At 37.4% G+C, this 14,798-nt stretch carries 14 protein-coding genes; all 14 read left to right on the top strand.

The window, feature by feature from the left end; genetic code table 11:
* Positions 1-8: 8 nt before the first annotated feature.
* The 14 genes from sucD (at position 9) to fliI (ending at position 14,796) form a co-directional block, all read left to right on the top strand.
* The gene (sucD, locus tag D612_RS0101685) at positions 9-911 is read left to right on the top strand and encodes a succinate--CoA ligase subunit alpha (RefSeq protein ID WP_017753741.1); all 903 of its coding nucleotides are present in this window, start codon (positions 9-11) and stop codon (positions 909-911) included.
* Between the two features lie 148 nt (positions 912-1,059).
* Positions 1,060-1,926 (top strand): DNA-processing protein DprA, encoded by an 867-nt coding sequence (gene dprA / locus D612_RS0101690; RefSeq protein ID WP_051023121.1) that lies wholly within the window; start codon positions 1,060-1,062, stop codon positions 1,924-1,926.
* Positions 1,927-2,133: 207 nt separating this feature from the next.
* Positions 2,134-4,209 carry a type I DNA topoisomerase gene (gene topA, locus D612_RS0101695; RefSeq protein WP_017753743.1) on the top strand — a complete coding sequence of 692 codons (2,076 nt, stop codon included), beginning with the start codon at positions 2,134-2,136 and terminating at the stop codon, positions 4,207-4,209.
* A gap of 62 nt (positions 4,210-4,271) precedes the next feature.
* Positions 4,272-5,579, top strand: coding sequence for an FADH(2)-oxidizing methylenetetrahydrofolate--tRNA-(uracil(54)-C(5))-methyltransferase TrmFO (trmFO, locus tag D612_RS0101700; RefSeq protein WP_017753744.1), 1,308 nt, complete (start codon positions 4,272-4,274; stop codon positions 5,577-5,579).
* A 197-nt stretch (positions 5,580-5,776) separates the two neighbouring features.
* Complete coding sequence (gene hslV / locus D612_RS0101705; protein ID WP_324603074.1) at positions 5,777-6,325, top strand: ATP-dependent protease subunit HslV; 549 nt, start codon at positions 5,777-5,779, stop codon at positions 6,323-6,325.
* 15 nt (positions 6,326-6,340) lie between these two features.
* Positions 6,341-7,735, top strand: coding sequence for an HslU--HslV peptidase ATPase subunit (gene hslU / locus D612_RS0101710; protein ID WP_026092353.1), 1,395 nt, complete (start codon positions 6,341-6,343; stop codon positions 7,733-7,735).
* Positions 7,736-7,763: 28 nt separating this feature from the next.
* Positions 7,764-8,543: a GTP-sensing pleiotropic transcriptional regulator CodY gene (gene codY / locus D612_RS0101715; protein WP_017753747.1), complete on the top strand. Its 780-nt coding sequence runs from the start codon at positions 7,764-7,766 to the stop codon at positions 8,541-8,543.
* Between the two features lie 302 nt (positions 8,544-8,845).
* Positions 8,846-9,232 carry a flagellar basal body rod protein FlgB gene (flgB, locus tag D612_RS0101720; protein ID WP_026092354.1) on the top strand — a complete coding sequence of 129 codons (387 nt, stop codon included), beginning with the start codon at positions 8,846-8,848 and terminating at the stop codon, positions 9,230-9,232.
* Entirely contained in the window at positions 9,232-9,684 is a 453-nt protein-coding gene (gene flgC / locus D612_RS0101725; protein ID WP_026092355.1) for a flagellar basal body rod protein FlgC, read from the top strand. Before flgB ends, flgC begins: the two co-directional genes overlap by 1 nt.
* Positions 9,685-9,699: 15 nt before the next feature.
* Positions 9,700-10,008 (top strand): flagellar hook-basal body complex protein FliE, encoded by a 309-nt coding sequence (gene fliE / locus D612_RS0101730; protein ID WP_017753750.1) that lies wholly within the window; start codon positions 9,700-9,702, stop codon positions 10,006-10,008.
* 73 nt (positions 10,009-10,081) lie between these two features.
* A complete protein-coding gene (gene fliF, locus D612_RS0101735) occupies positions 10,082-11,662 on the top strand; it encodes a flagellar basal-body MS-ring/collar protein FliF (protein WP_017753751.1) in 1,581 nt (526 codons plus the stop codon).
* A 12-nt stretch (positions 11,663-11,674) separates the two neighbouring features.
* Entirely contained in the window at positions 11,675-12,688 is a 1,014-nt protein-coding gene (gene fliG, locus D612_RS0101740) for a flagellar motor switch protein FliG (RefSeq protein ID WP_017753752.1), read from the top strand.
* Positions 12,672-13,493, top strand: a complete 822-nt coding sequence (gene fliH / locus D612_RS0101745) for a flagellar assembly protein FliH (protein WP_407637440.1) — start codon at positions 12,672-12,674, stop codon at positions 13,491-13,493. Before fliG ends, fliH begins: the two co-directional genes overlap by 17 nt.
* On the top strand, positions 13,480-14,796 hold the full coding sequence (fliI, locus tag D612_RS0101750) for a flagellar protein export ATPase FliI (protein ID WP_026092356.1): 1,317 nt from the start codon (positions 13,480-13,482) through the stop codon (positions 14,794-14,796). The genes fliH and fliI overlap by 14 nt, the downstream gene beginning before the upstream one ends.
* The last annotated feature ends 2 nt before the right edge of the window (positions 14,797-14,798 follow it).

Raw genomic sequence — 14,798 nt, forward strand, 5'->3', positions numbered from 1 at the left:
GGGTACTAATGAGCGTTTTTATAAATAAAGATACAAAAGTAATTGTTCAAGGTATAACAGGTTCCACAGCTTTGTTTCATACAAAGCAAATGTTAGAGTATGGAACAAAAATAGTCGGTGGGGTAACACCAGGTAAAGGTGGTACAGAGGTTGAAGGTGTACCAGTATTTAACACTGTAGAAGAAGCAGTCAAGGCTACAGGTGCAAATGCTTCTGTTATTTATGTACCTGCTCCTTTCGCAGCTGATGCGATTATGGAGGGTGTAGATGCTGAACTTGATATTGTAATTTGTATTACTGAGCATATTCCAGTTTTAGATATGGTCAAAGTAAAGCGTTATATGGAAGGCAAGAAAACGCGTTTAGTTGGGCCTAACTGTCCGGGGGTCATTACACCTGATGAATGTAAAATCGGGATCATGCCAGGCTATATACATCAAAAAGGCTACGTAGGTGTTGTTTCCCGTTCTGGTACATTAACTTATGAAGCTGTACACCAATTAACTCAAGCCGGTGTGGGCCAATCGTCTGCTGTTGGGATTGGTGGAGACCCAGTAAATGGGACTGACTTTATTGATGTATTAAAAGCATTCAATGAAGACCCAGAAACTGAAGCTGTTATTATGATTGGTGAAATTGGCGGAACGGCTGAAGAAGAAGCGGCTGAATGGGTGAAAGCTAACATGACGAAGCCTGTCGTTGGTTTCATCGGTGGTCAAACGGCTCCTCCAGGAAAGCGCATGGGTCATGCTGGCGCGATTATTTCTGGTGGGAAAGGTACAGCTGCTGAGAAGATTAAAGTTATGAATGAATGTGGTATTAAAGTGGCTGAAACTCCATCTGTTATGGGTGAAACATTAATTTCTGTGTTGAAAGAAAAAGGCTTATACGAAAAGTGTAAGAATCTATAAATCATCGTGTTAATTTCTCTATTGCCTGCTGGCACACAGCAGGCAATTATCAATCAATTGCTATTCATAAATTTGGGCAAATAATGAGAATCCCGGTGGGGGGATCTTACCAACCCCCCAATTATCCAAAAAAATGGAGATGTTCGAAATGGATGAAGTCCGACAAAGGTTAGTTTGTATCCATTCGTGTCAAGGAATTGGCTGGAAAACAATCTATAAATTTATTAAATTTGATTCCTCACTTCGTTTGATTTTTTCCTTAAAGGAACATGAATTCAGTGAACTGTTCCAAATGAATGGAAAAAATGCTAAACTTTTTTACCGAGATCTACATAGTAAATCATACGACCAATTGAATAGAGAGTATGATCAAAAGAAAATTCATTTACTTGTGATTGGGGACGAAATTTATCCGCCGTTATTAAAGCAAATTTACGATCCACCATGGGTGCTATACGTTAAAGGGAAAATTGAGTTGTTACAAGGAAAATGCTTTAGTGTTGTAGGAACTCGTAACGCAACAAAATACGGATATAACGCATTGAATAAAATAGTACCTCGGTTAATTGAGAATCATTGGATTATTGTTAGTGGGCTTGCAGCTGGAATTGATACAGAGGCGCATCGAATAGCAATTCGAGAAAATGGAAAAACTATTGCCATTTTAGGTTCAGGCTTCGAGCATATTTATCCCCCTCAGAATAAAATCCTCGCAGAAGAAATTTCTTCAAATCACTTGCTTATTTCTGAATTTCCGCCAAATAAAAAACCGGAAAAGTGGCATTTCCCTTTAAGAAATCGAATAATAAGTGGTATTGCAAAAGGTACATTGATTATTGAAGCTAAGGTACGCAGTGGATCCTTAATTACTGCTGAGCAAGCTCTAGAACAAGGTAGAGATGTATTTGCAATTCCTGGTTCAATATTTGATGCAAACAGTCAAGGGACGAATCACCTTATTCAACAAGGGGCAAAATTAGTGATAGATGCAAACGATATCATGCAAGAATTGTAAGTAAAAATTCATAAAAAATACAATAAATTGGATATTTTGAGAAAACATGTTTGACAAAACCATAGAAAGTATTTAATAATAGTGAAGATTTTATTTATACTATCAGAATTTCCATGTATAAGGATCATAGTATAGGAAAGGACATATCTTCCGCTATTATCAGCGGAAAGTGAAGTCTTTCTAATACCTCTTTGGGGGGAAGATTTAATGGCAGATTATTTAGTAATTGTGGAGTCACCAGCAAAGGCTAAGACAATAGAACGTTATCTTGGACGTAAATATAAAGTAAAAGCATCGATGGGACATGTTCGTGACCTACCTAAAAGTCAAATGGGTGTTAATCCAGGTGAAGGAATTGAACCTAAGTATATTACGATCCGCGGAAAAGGGCCCGTTTTAAAAGATTTGAAAACAGCTGCAAAAAAAGTGAAGAAAGTTTTTCTAGCAGCTGACCCTGATCGCGAGGGAGAAGCGATTGCTTGGCACTTAGCACACATTTTAAATATTGATGAAACTTCACCTTGTCGTGTTGTTTTTAATGAAATTACAAAGGATGCTATTAAAGAAGCATTTAAACATCCTAGGTCAATTAATATGGACCTCGTTAACTCGCAACAAGCTAGAAGAATTTTAGATCGTCTTGTCGGTTATAATATTAGCCCAATTCTTTGGAAGAAAGTGAAAAAGGGACTGAGTGCGGGTCGTGTGCAATCGGTTGCTGTTCGACTTATTATTGAACGTGAAAAAGAAATAGTACAATTTATTCCGGAAGAATATTGGTCGATTAACGGACAATTCGATATGAATGGTGAGGTTTTTGAGGCTTACTTTTACGGACTTGGTGGAAATAAGGTTGAACTGAAAACAGAGTTGGATGTAAAAAATGTATTAAGCAAAGTAAAAGGAAATAAATTTAATGTGATTTCTGTAAAAAAGAAAGAAAGAAAAAGAAATCCAGTAGCACCTTTCACGACATCTACCTTACAGCAGGAAGCTGCTAGGAAGTTAAACTTTCGCGCTAAAAAGACAATGATGATTGCTCAACAGCTTTATGAAGGGCTTGACTTAGGTAAAGAAGGAACCGTTGGTCTGATTACTTATATGAGAACGGATTCAACAAGAATATCAGAAACTGCACAAACAGAAGCAAGACAGTTTATTACCTCAGAATACGGAAAGGACTATGTCGCACAAGACGTGCGTACTGAGAAGAAATCAAGCAATGCTCAAGATGCTCATGAAGCAATTAGGCCTACATCTACGCTCCGAACACCAAATAGTTTAAAAACGTTACTTAGCCGTGACCAATTAAGACTGTATCGCTTAATATGGGAACGTTTTGTTGCGAGCCAAATGGCAGCGGCAATTATGGATACAATGACAGTTGATCTTGAAAATGAAGGGGTTCAATTTAGAGCGAATGGCTCGAAAGTGAAATTTCCAGGTTTTATGAAGGTGTATATTGAGGGTAATGATGATGTAACAAAGGATGAAGATAAACTTTTACCTGATATTGAGGAAGGGAAGATTGTTGTATCTAAGGAAATAGATCCGAAACAACATTTTACCCAACCACCGCCAAGATACACAGAGGCCAGACTTGTAAAGACACTCGAGGAATTGGGAATTGGACGACCTTCAACTTATGCACCAACGCTGGATACAATTCAGAAACGTGGGTATGTAGCACTTGATAATAAACGGTTTATCCCAACTGAATTAGGAACGATTGTTCATGAATTAATGATGGAATTTTTTCCTGAAATTCTCGATTTAGAGTTTACTGCAAAAATGGAATCGAGTCTTGACCAAGTTGAAGAAGGAACTGAAAATTGGATTAAAATTATTGATGAGTTTTATCAGGGCTTTGAAAAACGGTTAAAAGTTGCTGAACAAGAAATGCAAAAGGTTGAAATAAAAGATGAGCCAGCTGGTGAATCATGTGAAATTTGTGGTCATGATATGGTTTATAAAATGGGCCGTTACGGAAAATTTATGGCATGCTCTAATTTTCCGGAATGCCGTAATACAAAAGCGATTGTTAAGGAAATTGGCGTAGCATGTCCGAGCTGTGAAAAAGGAAATATAATAGAAAGAAAAAGTAAAAAGAATCGACTTTTTTATGGTTGTGATACTTTTCCTAATTGTGAATTTGTCTCATGGGATAAACCGCTTGCGAGGAAATGTCCAAAGTGTAATGGTTTATTAGTTGAGAAAAAAGCAAAAAAAGGTATCCAAGTACAATGTACATCTTGCGATTATAAAGAAGAGGTTCAAGAATAAATAAGTGAAAAAGAACTCCGTGTGACAACTGATTAATATATGTAGATAAAGGATGAACTCGATTGAATAATGAATATATAACAATAGTTGGCGCGGGCTTGGCTGGGAGTGAAGCTGCATGGCAGGCCGCAAACCGTGGAGTAAAGGTCAAACTTTTTGAAATGAGGCCGAAGAAGCAAACACCTGCCCATCATACAGATCAATTTGCTGAGCTTGTATGTAGTAATTCTTTGAGAGCTAATACACTAACTAATGCTGTTGGAGTTATGAAAGAAGAAATGAGACAGCTCAACTCCTTGATCATTCAGTCAGCTGATGAATGTTCAGTGCCAGCTGGTGGTGCTTTAGCAGTTGACCGCCATGAGTTCGCTGGAATGGTGACTGAAAAGCTGAAAAATCATCCAAATATTACTGTAAAAAATGAAGAAGTGTTAGAAATTCCAGATGGGATTGCAATAATAGCTTCCGGCCCATTGACCTCAGAAGGCTTAGCTAAGCAAATTAAAGAGGTAACTGGTGAAGAGTACTTTTATTTTTATGATGCGGCTGCCCCGATCTTAGAAAAAGAAAGCATTAACATGGAAAAAGCGTACTTAAAGTCGAGGTATGATAAGGGTGAAGCAGCATACCTTAACTGTCCGTTGACAGAGGCCGAATTTACTACTTTTTATGAGGCGTTAATTACTGCAGAGACTGTTCCATTAAAGGAGTTTGAGAAAGAAATCTTTTTTGAAGGCTGTATGCCGTTAGAAGTAATGGCTAAGCGCGGTAAAAAAACACTTCTTTTCGGACCTCTTAAGCCAGTAGGGTTAGAGGATCCGCGCACGGGTAAGCGTCCATTTGCAGTTGTACAGTTAAGGCAGGATGACGCAGCAGGGACGCTATATAACATTGTTGGTTTTCAAACCCATTTAAAGTGGGGGGCGCAGCAAGAAGTTATTCGCTTAATACCAGGTTTAGAAAATGCAGAGATTGTCAGATACGGCGTCATGCACCGAAATACATTTATCAATTCACCAAAGCTTCTTAATGCAACATATCAATTGAGAGCTAGTGAAAAGCTATTTTTTGCAGGTCAGATGACAGGTGTCGAAGGTTATGTAGAGTCAGCGGCTTCAGGTCTTGTTGCGGGGATTAATGCAGCAAAGTTATATTACAATAAACCGCCAGTCGAGTTTCCTGAGGATACAGCAATTGGAAGTATGGCAAAATATATTACAAGCACTAACAGTAATAACTTCCAGCCTATGAATGCAAACTTTGGCTTGTTTCCGCCATTACCTGAGAGAATTAAAGGTAAACAAGAACGTAATGAAAAGCATGCAGAAAGAGCGTTAGCGTCAATTCGGAATTTTGTAAATTATATATAAATTATTTGCAAAGGGCTACACCAATATGGTACGATTTAGTAGCCCTTATAATTTTATCTAAATATCATTTATTACCCACATTTCTTAATGTTTAGATGAGAGTGATAACGAGAAATTATTTTTTAATTAAAGCAGCAATGAAAGGTAGAATTTGCTGCTGTTTTGTATGTTTGGAAATTATTAAATATAGGGGGGCTATTATGAATTCTTCATTTCATGCAACCACTATTTTTGCAATTAAACATCAAGGAAAATGTGCGATGGCTGGTGATGGTCAAGTTACCTTCGGGAATGCTGTTGTTATGAAGCATACCGCTCGAAAGGTTCGGAAATTATATAACGGAAAAGTTGTTGCCGGTTTTGCAGGATCTGTTGCTGATGCTTTTACTTTATTTGAAAAATTCGAAGGAAGATTAGATGAGTACAATGGTAATCTGCAACGCGCAGCTGTTGAATTAGCAAAGGAATGGAGAAGCGATAAAGTACTTCGTCGTCTTGAAGCAATGCTGATCGTTATGAATACTGAGCACCTTTTTATTGTTTCAGGGACAGGTGAAGTAATTGAACCTGATGATGGAATTCTGGCAATAGGATCAGGTGGGAATTATGCATTGGCAGCTGGTCGAGCTTTGAAGAAATATGCCGGGGAAGGACTAACGGCAAAGGAAATTGCAAAGTCTGCGTTAGAGATAGCTAGTGATATTTGTGTTTATACAAATTCGAATATCATTGTGGAAGAACTATAAAAGTTGGAGGGATCAATAATGAAGAAGGATTTAACTCCACGGCAAATAGTCGATAAGTTAGACCAATTTATTGTTGGCCAGAATAAAGCAAAACGAGCAGTGGCTGTTGCATTGAGAAATCGTTATCGTCGCAGCTTGTTAAATGAGAAGCTTCGAGATGAAATAACACCTAAGAACATCTTAATGATTGGACCTACAGGTGTTGGAAAGACCGAAATCGCAAGAAGACTTGCGAAGCTAGTAGGAGCACCTTTTATAAAGGTAGAGGCTACAAAATTTACGGAAGTTGGCTATGTTGGACGTGATGTCGAGTCTATGGTGAGAGATCTTATCGAAACTTCGATTCGATTGGTTAAGGAAGAGAAAATGCAAAGCGTTCAAACAAAAGCTGAGGAAAATGCAAACAAACGCCTTGTAGAGTTACTTGTTCCTGCAAAGCAAAAACAAACTCAATATAAAAATCCATTAGAAATGTTTTTTGGTGGACAGAACGAAGCCAATGATACGGAACAACAAACTGATGATCAAGACATTAATCAAAGACGTAAGCAAATGGCCCATCAATTAGCGTTAGGTGAACTAGAAGATCATATGGTTACGGTTGAAGTTGAAGAGCAACAGCAATCCATGTTTGATTTGCTTCAAGGCTCAGGGATGGAACAAATGGGAATGAATATGCAGGATGCCTTTAGTTCCCTCATACCGAAAAGAAAGAAAAAACGTAAGTTAACGGTGCGGGAAGCAAGAAAGGTTTTGATCCAGGATGAAGCCAATAAGTTAATTGATATGGAAGAGGTTACAGGTGAAGCAGTATCAAAAGCGGAACAAATGGGAATTATTTTCATTGATGAAATTGATAAAATTGCGGGAAAACATCAAAGTTCTGCAGATGTTTCCCGTGAGGGTGTTCAACGAGATATCTTACCAATTGTTGAAGGGTCAACAGTTATGACAAAATATGGACCAGTAAAAACGGATCATGTTCTGTTTGTTGCTGCTGGAGCATTCCACATCGCAAAACCATCGGATTTAATTCCTGAACTGCAAGGTCGTTTTCCAATTCGAGTAGAATTAACTAACTTGGGAGTTGAAGATTTTATTAGAATTTTAACGGAGCCAAGTAACGCACTTCTTAAACAATATCAAGCATTATTGGAAACCGAAGGTATAAAACTTGAATTTTCTGACGATGCTATTCGTAAGATTGCGGAAATTGCTTTTGATGTCAATCAAGAAACCGATAACATTGGTGCAAGGAGGCTTCATACAGTACTTGAGCGATTGTTAGAGGATCTTTCCTTTGAAGCAAGTGATATAACCATGGAAAAAATAACAATTACGCCAGAATATGTTGAAGAAAAATTGAACTCTATTGCAAGAAATAAAGATTTAAGTCAATATATATTATAAATAGCGTATCTATAATAGGAGGAGTAAAATGAAACTGCTAGAAAAAACAAGACAAATTAATGCTATGCTACAAAAAGTTGCAGGGAAGCCAGTTAATTTTAAAGAAATGGCAGAAACTTTACGGGACGTTATTGAAGCAAATATTTATGTCGTTAGTCGTCGAGGGAAATTATTAGGATTTGCAATCAAACAGGAAATTGAAAATGAACGCATGAAAAAGATGCTTGAAGAAAGACAATTTCCGACTGAATATACAAATAACCTATTCAATGTAACAGAAACATCAGCTAATATTGATATTAATAGTGAATACACAGCCTTCCCAGTTGAAAATAGAGATCTCTTTCAATCAGGGTTAACTACAATCATTCCGATTATTGGCGGCGGAGAACGATTAGGTACGCTAATACTTGCAAGAGTTCAAGAAAAGTTCGAAGATGATGATTTGATTCTTGGCGAATATGGTGCAACTGTTGTTGGAATGGAGATCCTACGCGAGAAAGCGGAAGAAATCGAAGAGGAAGCAAGAAGCAAAGCAGTTGTCCAAATGGCGATTAGTTCCTTATCTTATAGCGAACTTGAAGCAATTGAACATATTTTTGAAGAGCTTGACGGAAATGAAGGCTTGCTCGTAGCAAGTAAAATAGCTGACCGAGTTGGAATTACTCGTTCTGTGATCGTTAACGCGTTACGCAAGCTAGAAAGTGCTGGTGTTATTGAATCACGCTCTTTAGGAATGAAAGGAACATATATTAAAGTATTAAATGATAAATTTCTTGTAGAGCTTTCCAAACTAAAAACAAGTTAAACGATAAAAAATATTGGAACTATTAGGAAAAATAGCCAAATATAAGTAGGATTTTTAAAATCTGTGTCGAATGTATTCGATGCAGGTTTTTTTTGTTTTAAAAAAATAGGACTATTAGATGCTTTTTTGTATACATTTGTCGACAATTTGATTTTTATGTTATCTTTTACAGGAAAATCATTTATAATTAAAAATAATTGTGTTCAATATTTAATATGTAAATTATATTAATTTGTGCCAGCAAACTATGAGTTCAATGTGTAGTAAGAGTAAGTAAAATGAAAATAGAGCGAGGGGAAATTATGAAACTATTTTCAAATTCGATGAATCTGTTAGAAAATTCATTAGCCTATTCTTCTCTTAAGCAGAAGGTGACTGCGAATAATATTGCAAATGTGGATACACCAAACTATAAAGCAAAAGATGTTAGCTTTAAAACGGAATTGGAAAATGCGTCTTTACGTGCTTATCGAACGGATCATCGCCATATTGAGTTTAAACGTGGGGCTTCTAATTTAAGTGTCTACACAACGAAAAATACCTCCTATAATCATAATGGTAATAATGTTGATATTGATAAAGAAATGTCTGATATGGCACAAAATCAAATCTACTACTATGTCCTAATTGATCGTATGAATAGTAAGTTTAATGGCTTAAAAGAGGCTTTTAAGGGAGGTAACGGATGATGCGAGTTTTTAACGGAATGAATATTTCTGCATCTGCTTTGACAGCACAACGTTTCCGTATGGATGTAATATCTTCTAATATGGCAAATGCTGAAACGACAAGAGCTAATTTTGTCAATGGAGAGTGGCAGCCATATCGAAGAAAGATGGTTGACTTATCGCCAACAACTGGTAGATTTGATTCATATTTAAACAAAGCGATGAAAAATTCAGGTTCACCTGGTGAAGGTGTCCGTGTTAGCAGGGTTGTAGAGGATCAAACACCATTTAAAATGGTTTATAATCCAGATCATCCAGATGCGAATGAAGAAGGTTATGTAGCAATGCCTAACGTAGACCCGCTTAAGGAAATGGTCGATTTTATGAGTGCGACTAGATCATATGAAGCAAATATTACTGCGTTTAATGCTACAAAAGGAATGTTAATGAAGGCGCTTGAAATCGGAAAGTAGTAGGAGGGAAGATAAATGGAACGAATTTCACCTTTTAATATGAATCAACCCATTAGACCATATGAGATAAATAATACGCAAAAGGCAACTGCCGCAGATGCTCATAAGAGATTTTCAGAAGCTTTAAGTAATGCCATTAATGATTTAAATAAATCACAAATACAATCTGATACTACAACAGAAAAATTTATTACAGGGCAAATATCTGATATCCACGAAGTCATGATTGCAGCGCAAAAAGCTAGCGTGACTCGTCAGGCCGCGATTGAAGTTAGGAATAAGGTTATTGACGCCTATAAAGAAATAATGAGAATGCAAGTATAAATAATTAGTTAAATAAAGAGAGAATGTATTTAAAAGAGGAATTGTATATTGATTTATTAAGCTGGGGGACGCTATGAACGAGAAGCTATTAAACTTCAAAACAAAATTTATAGATTTTTGGAACGCGAGAACAAAAACCCAACAAGGGGTTATTATCGGTTCAATCGTTTCCATAATTGCTCTATTAATTCTCGTATCAACCATTGCTGCTAAACCAAATCTCGTCCCACTCTTTCATAATGTATCACCACAGGAAATCGGTCAAATTAAAGCTACTTTGGATGAAAGAGGTATTCAATCTGAAATCACTCCAGGTGGTACCGGAATATTAGTTCCTGAAGAGCTAGTTGATACTTTATTAGTGGAATTATCCGCAGAGGGAATTCCGGATAGCGGTGAAACGTACTTTTCATCGTTTGGTGAAAGCGGGTTTGGTATAACGCAAGAAGAATTTGAAATGAGGAAAAATGCTGCTGTACAAAGTGAATTAAAACGACTTATTAAAAAGTTTGAAGGTGTACAAGATGCAGAAGTAATGATTTCGCTACCACAGCAGAGCGTGTTTATAGGTGAAGAGCAAGGGACTGCTTCCGCATCAATTGTCATCCACCAAAAGCCTGGCTATAAATTTAAAGATGAACAGATTGAAGGTCTTTATCATCTAGTTTCAAAAAGTGTGGCAAACCTACCTATTGAGAATATCGTCATTACGAATCAATATTTTGAGCATATCGATAAGAAGAATTTATTTGCTTCAAATAGTGATACATCCCGTATTCAATTTGCTGATCAATATCAAATTCAGAAACAAATTGAAAGGGATATTCAGCTTCAAGTGCAACAAATGTTAGGTCTAATGATGGGTAGGGAAAAGGTTATTGTTACTGTCACAGCAGACATTGATACATCTCAGGTTAATACTAGAAGCGATATTGTACAACCAATCGATGAAGAAAATATGAAGGGTATTGCAATAAGTGCTGAGAAAATTTCCGAATCGTTCGTTGGTAGTGGGACGGGGCCTGGCGGTGTTGTCGGAACTGGTGAAACTGATATTCCGAATCAATATGTTGAGCAAACAGGAGAAAATGGAGAATACGAAAATATAGAGGAACGAATTAATTATGATGTAACACGGATCATGGAGACAGTTGAAGGATCTCCGTATAAAGTGGAAGACTTAGGTATTCAGGTGGCAATCGATAGTACAGATATGGATGAACAAACGATGCAAGCTTTGACACCTGAAATTCAAAATATGTTAAATGGAATTATCAAAACAACTGTTTCCAATAAAGATGCAAATCTAGATGGTCGTGTTAATGTTACATGGCAACAATTTAATGGCATTGTACCATTACCAGAGCCGACTTTTATGGATTTCTTAATGAATAATCCTTCACTAGTACTTGTAGGCTTGCTATTATTACTAATTATTATTGTAGCAATTGTATTGCTTGTTCGTAGGAAAAAGAAAGGGAATGTTGATAATGAGATACAAGAAATGGCGAAGACGCCATCATTTGATATCCCAGATGTTAACGAAGAACACGAAACAGAGGCAGTTGCAAGAAGAAAACAATTAGAAAAAATGGCAAAAGAAAAACCAGATGAATTTGCGAAGCTGCTTCGCTCATGGTTAGCAGAAGATTAGGAGGAAAGTGTAATGGCTAGGAATTCTGAAGAATTAACAGGCAGACAAAAGGCCGCAATACTCCTAATTTCTCTTGGACCTGAAGTTTCTGCACAAGTTTATAAGCATTTATCAGAGGAAGAAATTGAAAAGCTTACCCTTGAAATCTCAAGTGTCAAAAAAGTAGAAACAAAGCAAAAGGAGGATGTACTTGAGCAATTCCATCAAATTGCACTTGCGCAAGAATACATCTCTCAAGGCGGTATAGGCTATGCCAAAACCGTCCTTGAAAAAGCATTAGGATCTGACCAAGCGGCATCAATTATTAACCGTTTGACTTCATCCTTGCAAGTAAAACCATTCGACTTTGCGAGAAGAGCCGAACCTTCCCAGATACTTAACTTTATCCAAAACGAGCATCCGCAGACAATTTCTTTAATTTTGTCGTATCTTGACCCAGAGAAAGCTGGTCAAATACTATCTGAGCTTCCCCAAGAAGTACAAGCAGATATTGCAAGAAGGATTGCTTTAATGGATAGTACATCACCAGAGGTCATTAATGAAGTTGAACAGATTCTGGAACGAAAGCTGTCTGCTACCGTTACACAAGACTATACGCAAACCGGTGGTATTGAAGCAGTCGTTGAAGTGTTGAATGGTGTAGATAGAAGTACTGAGCGGACAATACTAGATGCGCTTGAAATTCAAGACCCAGAACTAGCTGAAGAGATTAAAAAGAGAATGTTTGTCTTTGAAGATATCGTTACGCTTGATAATCGGGCTATTCAACGTGTCATCCGTGATTGTGAGAACGAAGACCTTATGCTTGCGCTTAAGGTTGCAAGTGAAGAAGTGCGAGAGACAGTATTTAAAAACATGTCTAAACGTATGGCAGAAACGTTCAAGGAAGAAATGGAGTTTATGGGACCTGTACGTCTTCGTGATGTTGAAGAAGCACAGACAAGGATTGTTGCAACGATTAGACGTCTAGAAGAAGCAGGTGAAATCGTTGTAGCACGCGGTGGAGGAGATGATATTATTGTCTAGGGTTATTAAGTCACACTTTACATCGACTGATCAGAAAAATGAACGTGTAATAACTCTTAAACCATTATCATTTCATCTAAATACTTTTACGAATGATATAGAAGCAGAAGAAATAGATCAGCAACTTGATTTAGAAGAACTCGAAACTCAAAAGGAAGCGATCATACAAAATGCTGAGGCTGAGGCAACGAATATAATTAATGAAGCTGAAAACCAAGCCCAAGAGCTACTCCATCAAATTGAACTAGAGAAACAAAATTGGGAAGTGGAGAAAGAACATTGGATTGAAACAGCAAAACAAGAAGGATATGCGGAAGGTTTTGAGATCGGTAAAGAACAAGCGCTTAATGAGTATAAAGCAATTGTTGATGAAGCGAAAAGAACTGTTGAACTTTGTAAGAATGATTATAAAAAAAACATCGATCAATCTGAATTAACAATCCTTCATCTCGGATTAAAAACAGCTGAGAAAATTATGGGATTCACTTTAGATTTAAACCCCGATGCGTTTTTAAATTTAGTTAGAAGGGTTATTAAGGAAGCTCGTGATCATCAAGATATTCAAGTCCATGTTCATCCCGCTTATTATGATTTAGTACTATCGCAAAGAGAGGAACTAAGAGCGCTATTAAATAATCCTACAGCACAGTTGTATATCTATCCTAATGACGAGCTTGAAACGACGAATTGCATTATTGAATCGTCATTTGGAAGAATTGATGCAAGCATAGATAGTCAGTTAAAGGAAATGAAGCATAAGCTACTCCAAGTTTTGGAGGGGGAAATGGATGATGAAGGCAGTTGATCTCATTTCAAGAATCGATTTCATTGATACGTATAAGCGTTATGGTCGAGTAACTAGAGTTGTCGGTTTAATGATAGAATCGAGAGGTCCAGAAGCTTCGATCGGCGATTTATGCTATATACATGTAGGTAGTAAAAGAAAGAGAATTATTCAAGCCGAAGTTGTCGGTTTCCGTGAGGAATTTGTTGTTCTTATGCCTTATACAAATGTTCAGGATATTTCACCTGGTTCATTAGTTGAGGCAACTGGTGAGTCGTTGCAAATTAAGGTTGGCACTGGCTTAATCGGGAAGGTTTTAGATTCGTTAGGACTTCCAATGGATGATAGTCCGCTCCCTAAAGGACTAACTAATGTATCGACAGACCAAGCTCCACCAAATCCAATGAAGCGACCACCGATTACAGAAGAAATTGAAGTTGGTGTTCGCGTAATTGACAGCATTCTAACGGTTGGAAAAGGACAGCGGATTGGAATATTTGCTGGTAGTGGTGTCGGTAAAAGTACGATTATGGGGATGATTGCCCGAAATACAGAGGCTACAATTAATGTAATTGCGTTAGTTGGGGAACGCGGCCGAGAGGTTAGAGAATTCATCGAAAGAGATTTAGGGGAAGAAGGCTTAAAAAGATCTGTTGTCGTTGTTGCAACCTCGGATCAACCAGCTTTAATGAGAATTAAAGCAGCCTATACGGCAACTGCAATTGCAGAGTATTACCGTGATCAAGGTCATAACGTCATGCTAATGATGGATTCTGTTACACGTGTAGCGATGGCGCAACGCGAAATTGGGTTAGCCATTGGCGAGCCGCCGACGACTAAAGGTTATACTCCTTCCGTATTCTCGATGTTGCCGAAGCTTCTTGAGAGAACTGGCACGAATCATTTAGGTTCAATCACAGCTTTTTATACAGTTCTTGTTGATGGTGATGATATGAATGAACCAATCGCCGATACTGTTCGTGGAATTTTAGATGGTCACTTTGTTTTAGACCGGGCACTTGCAAATAAAGGTCATTACCCCGCTATTAATGTACTAAATAGTGTAAGTCGGGTAATGAACAACATAGTTACGAATGAACACCGCAGGGCAGCTGAAAGATTACGAGACTTGTTAGCAACCTATATCGATGCTGAAGATTTAATTAATATCGGTGCTTATAAGCGTGGTTCATCTCGTGAAATCGATGAAGCAATTCGTTTTTATCCAAAAATCAACGCCTTTCTGAAACAGGAAGTTGATGAACAAGTACGAAAAAAAGATTCCATATCAACTTTAATAGAACTTATGGGAATAGGTGAGTAGAT

The organism is Calidifontibacillus oryziterrae (assembly GCF_000331575.1).
Lineage (GTDB): Bacteria > Bacillota > Bacilli > Bacillales > Bacillaceae_J > Calidifontibacillus_A > Calidifontibacillus_A oryziterrae.

Excerpts from the sequence above, each read along its gene's own strand:
- fliH (WP_407637440.1), top strand. The coding sequence starts at position 12,672 with ATGATATTATTGTCTAGGGTTATTAAGTCACACTTTACATCGACTGAT.
- codY (WP_017753747.1), top strand. The coding sequence starts at position 7,764 with ATGAAACTGCTAGAAAAAACAAGACAAATTAATGCTATGCTACAAAAA.
- fliE (WP_017753750.1), top strand. The coding sequence starts at position 9,700 with ATGGAACGAATTTCACCTTTTAATATGAATCAACCCATTAGACCATAT.
- topA (WP_017753743.1), top strand. The coding sequence starts at position 2,134 with ATGGCAGATTATTTAGTAATTGTGGAGTCACCAGCAAAGGCTAAGACA.
- fliG (WP_017753752.1), top strand. The coding sequence starts at position 11,675 with ATGGCTAGGAATTCTGAAGAATTAACAGGCAGACAAAAGGCCGCAATA.
- fliI (WP_026092356.1), top strand. The coding sequence starts at position 13,480 with ATGAAGGCAGTTGATCTCATTTCAAGAATCGATTTCATTGATACGTAT.
- sucD (WP_017753741.1), top strand. The coding sequence starts at position 9 with ATGAGCGTTTTTATAAATAAAGATACAAAAGTAATTGTTCAAGGTATA.
- flgB (WP_026092354.1), top strand. The coding sequence starts at position 8,846 with ATGAAACTATTTTCAAATTCGATGAATCTGTTAGAAAATTCATTAGCC.
- fliF (WP_017753751.1), top strand. The coding sequence starts at position 10,082 with ATGAACGAGAAGCTATTAAACTTCAAAACAAAATTTATAGATTTTTGG.
- flgC (WP_026092355.1), top strand. The coding sequence starts at position 9,232 with ATGCGAGTTTTTAACGGAATGAATATTTCTGCATCTGCTTTGACAGCA.
- dprA (WP_051023121.1), top strand. The coding sequence starts at position 1,060 with ATGGATGAAGTCCGACAAAGGTTAGTTTGTATCCATTCGTGTCAAGGA.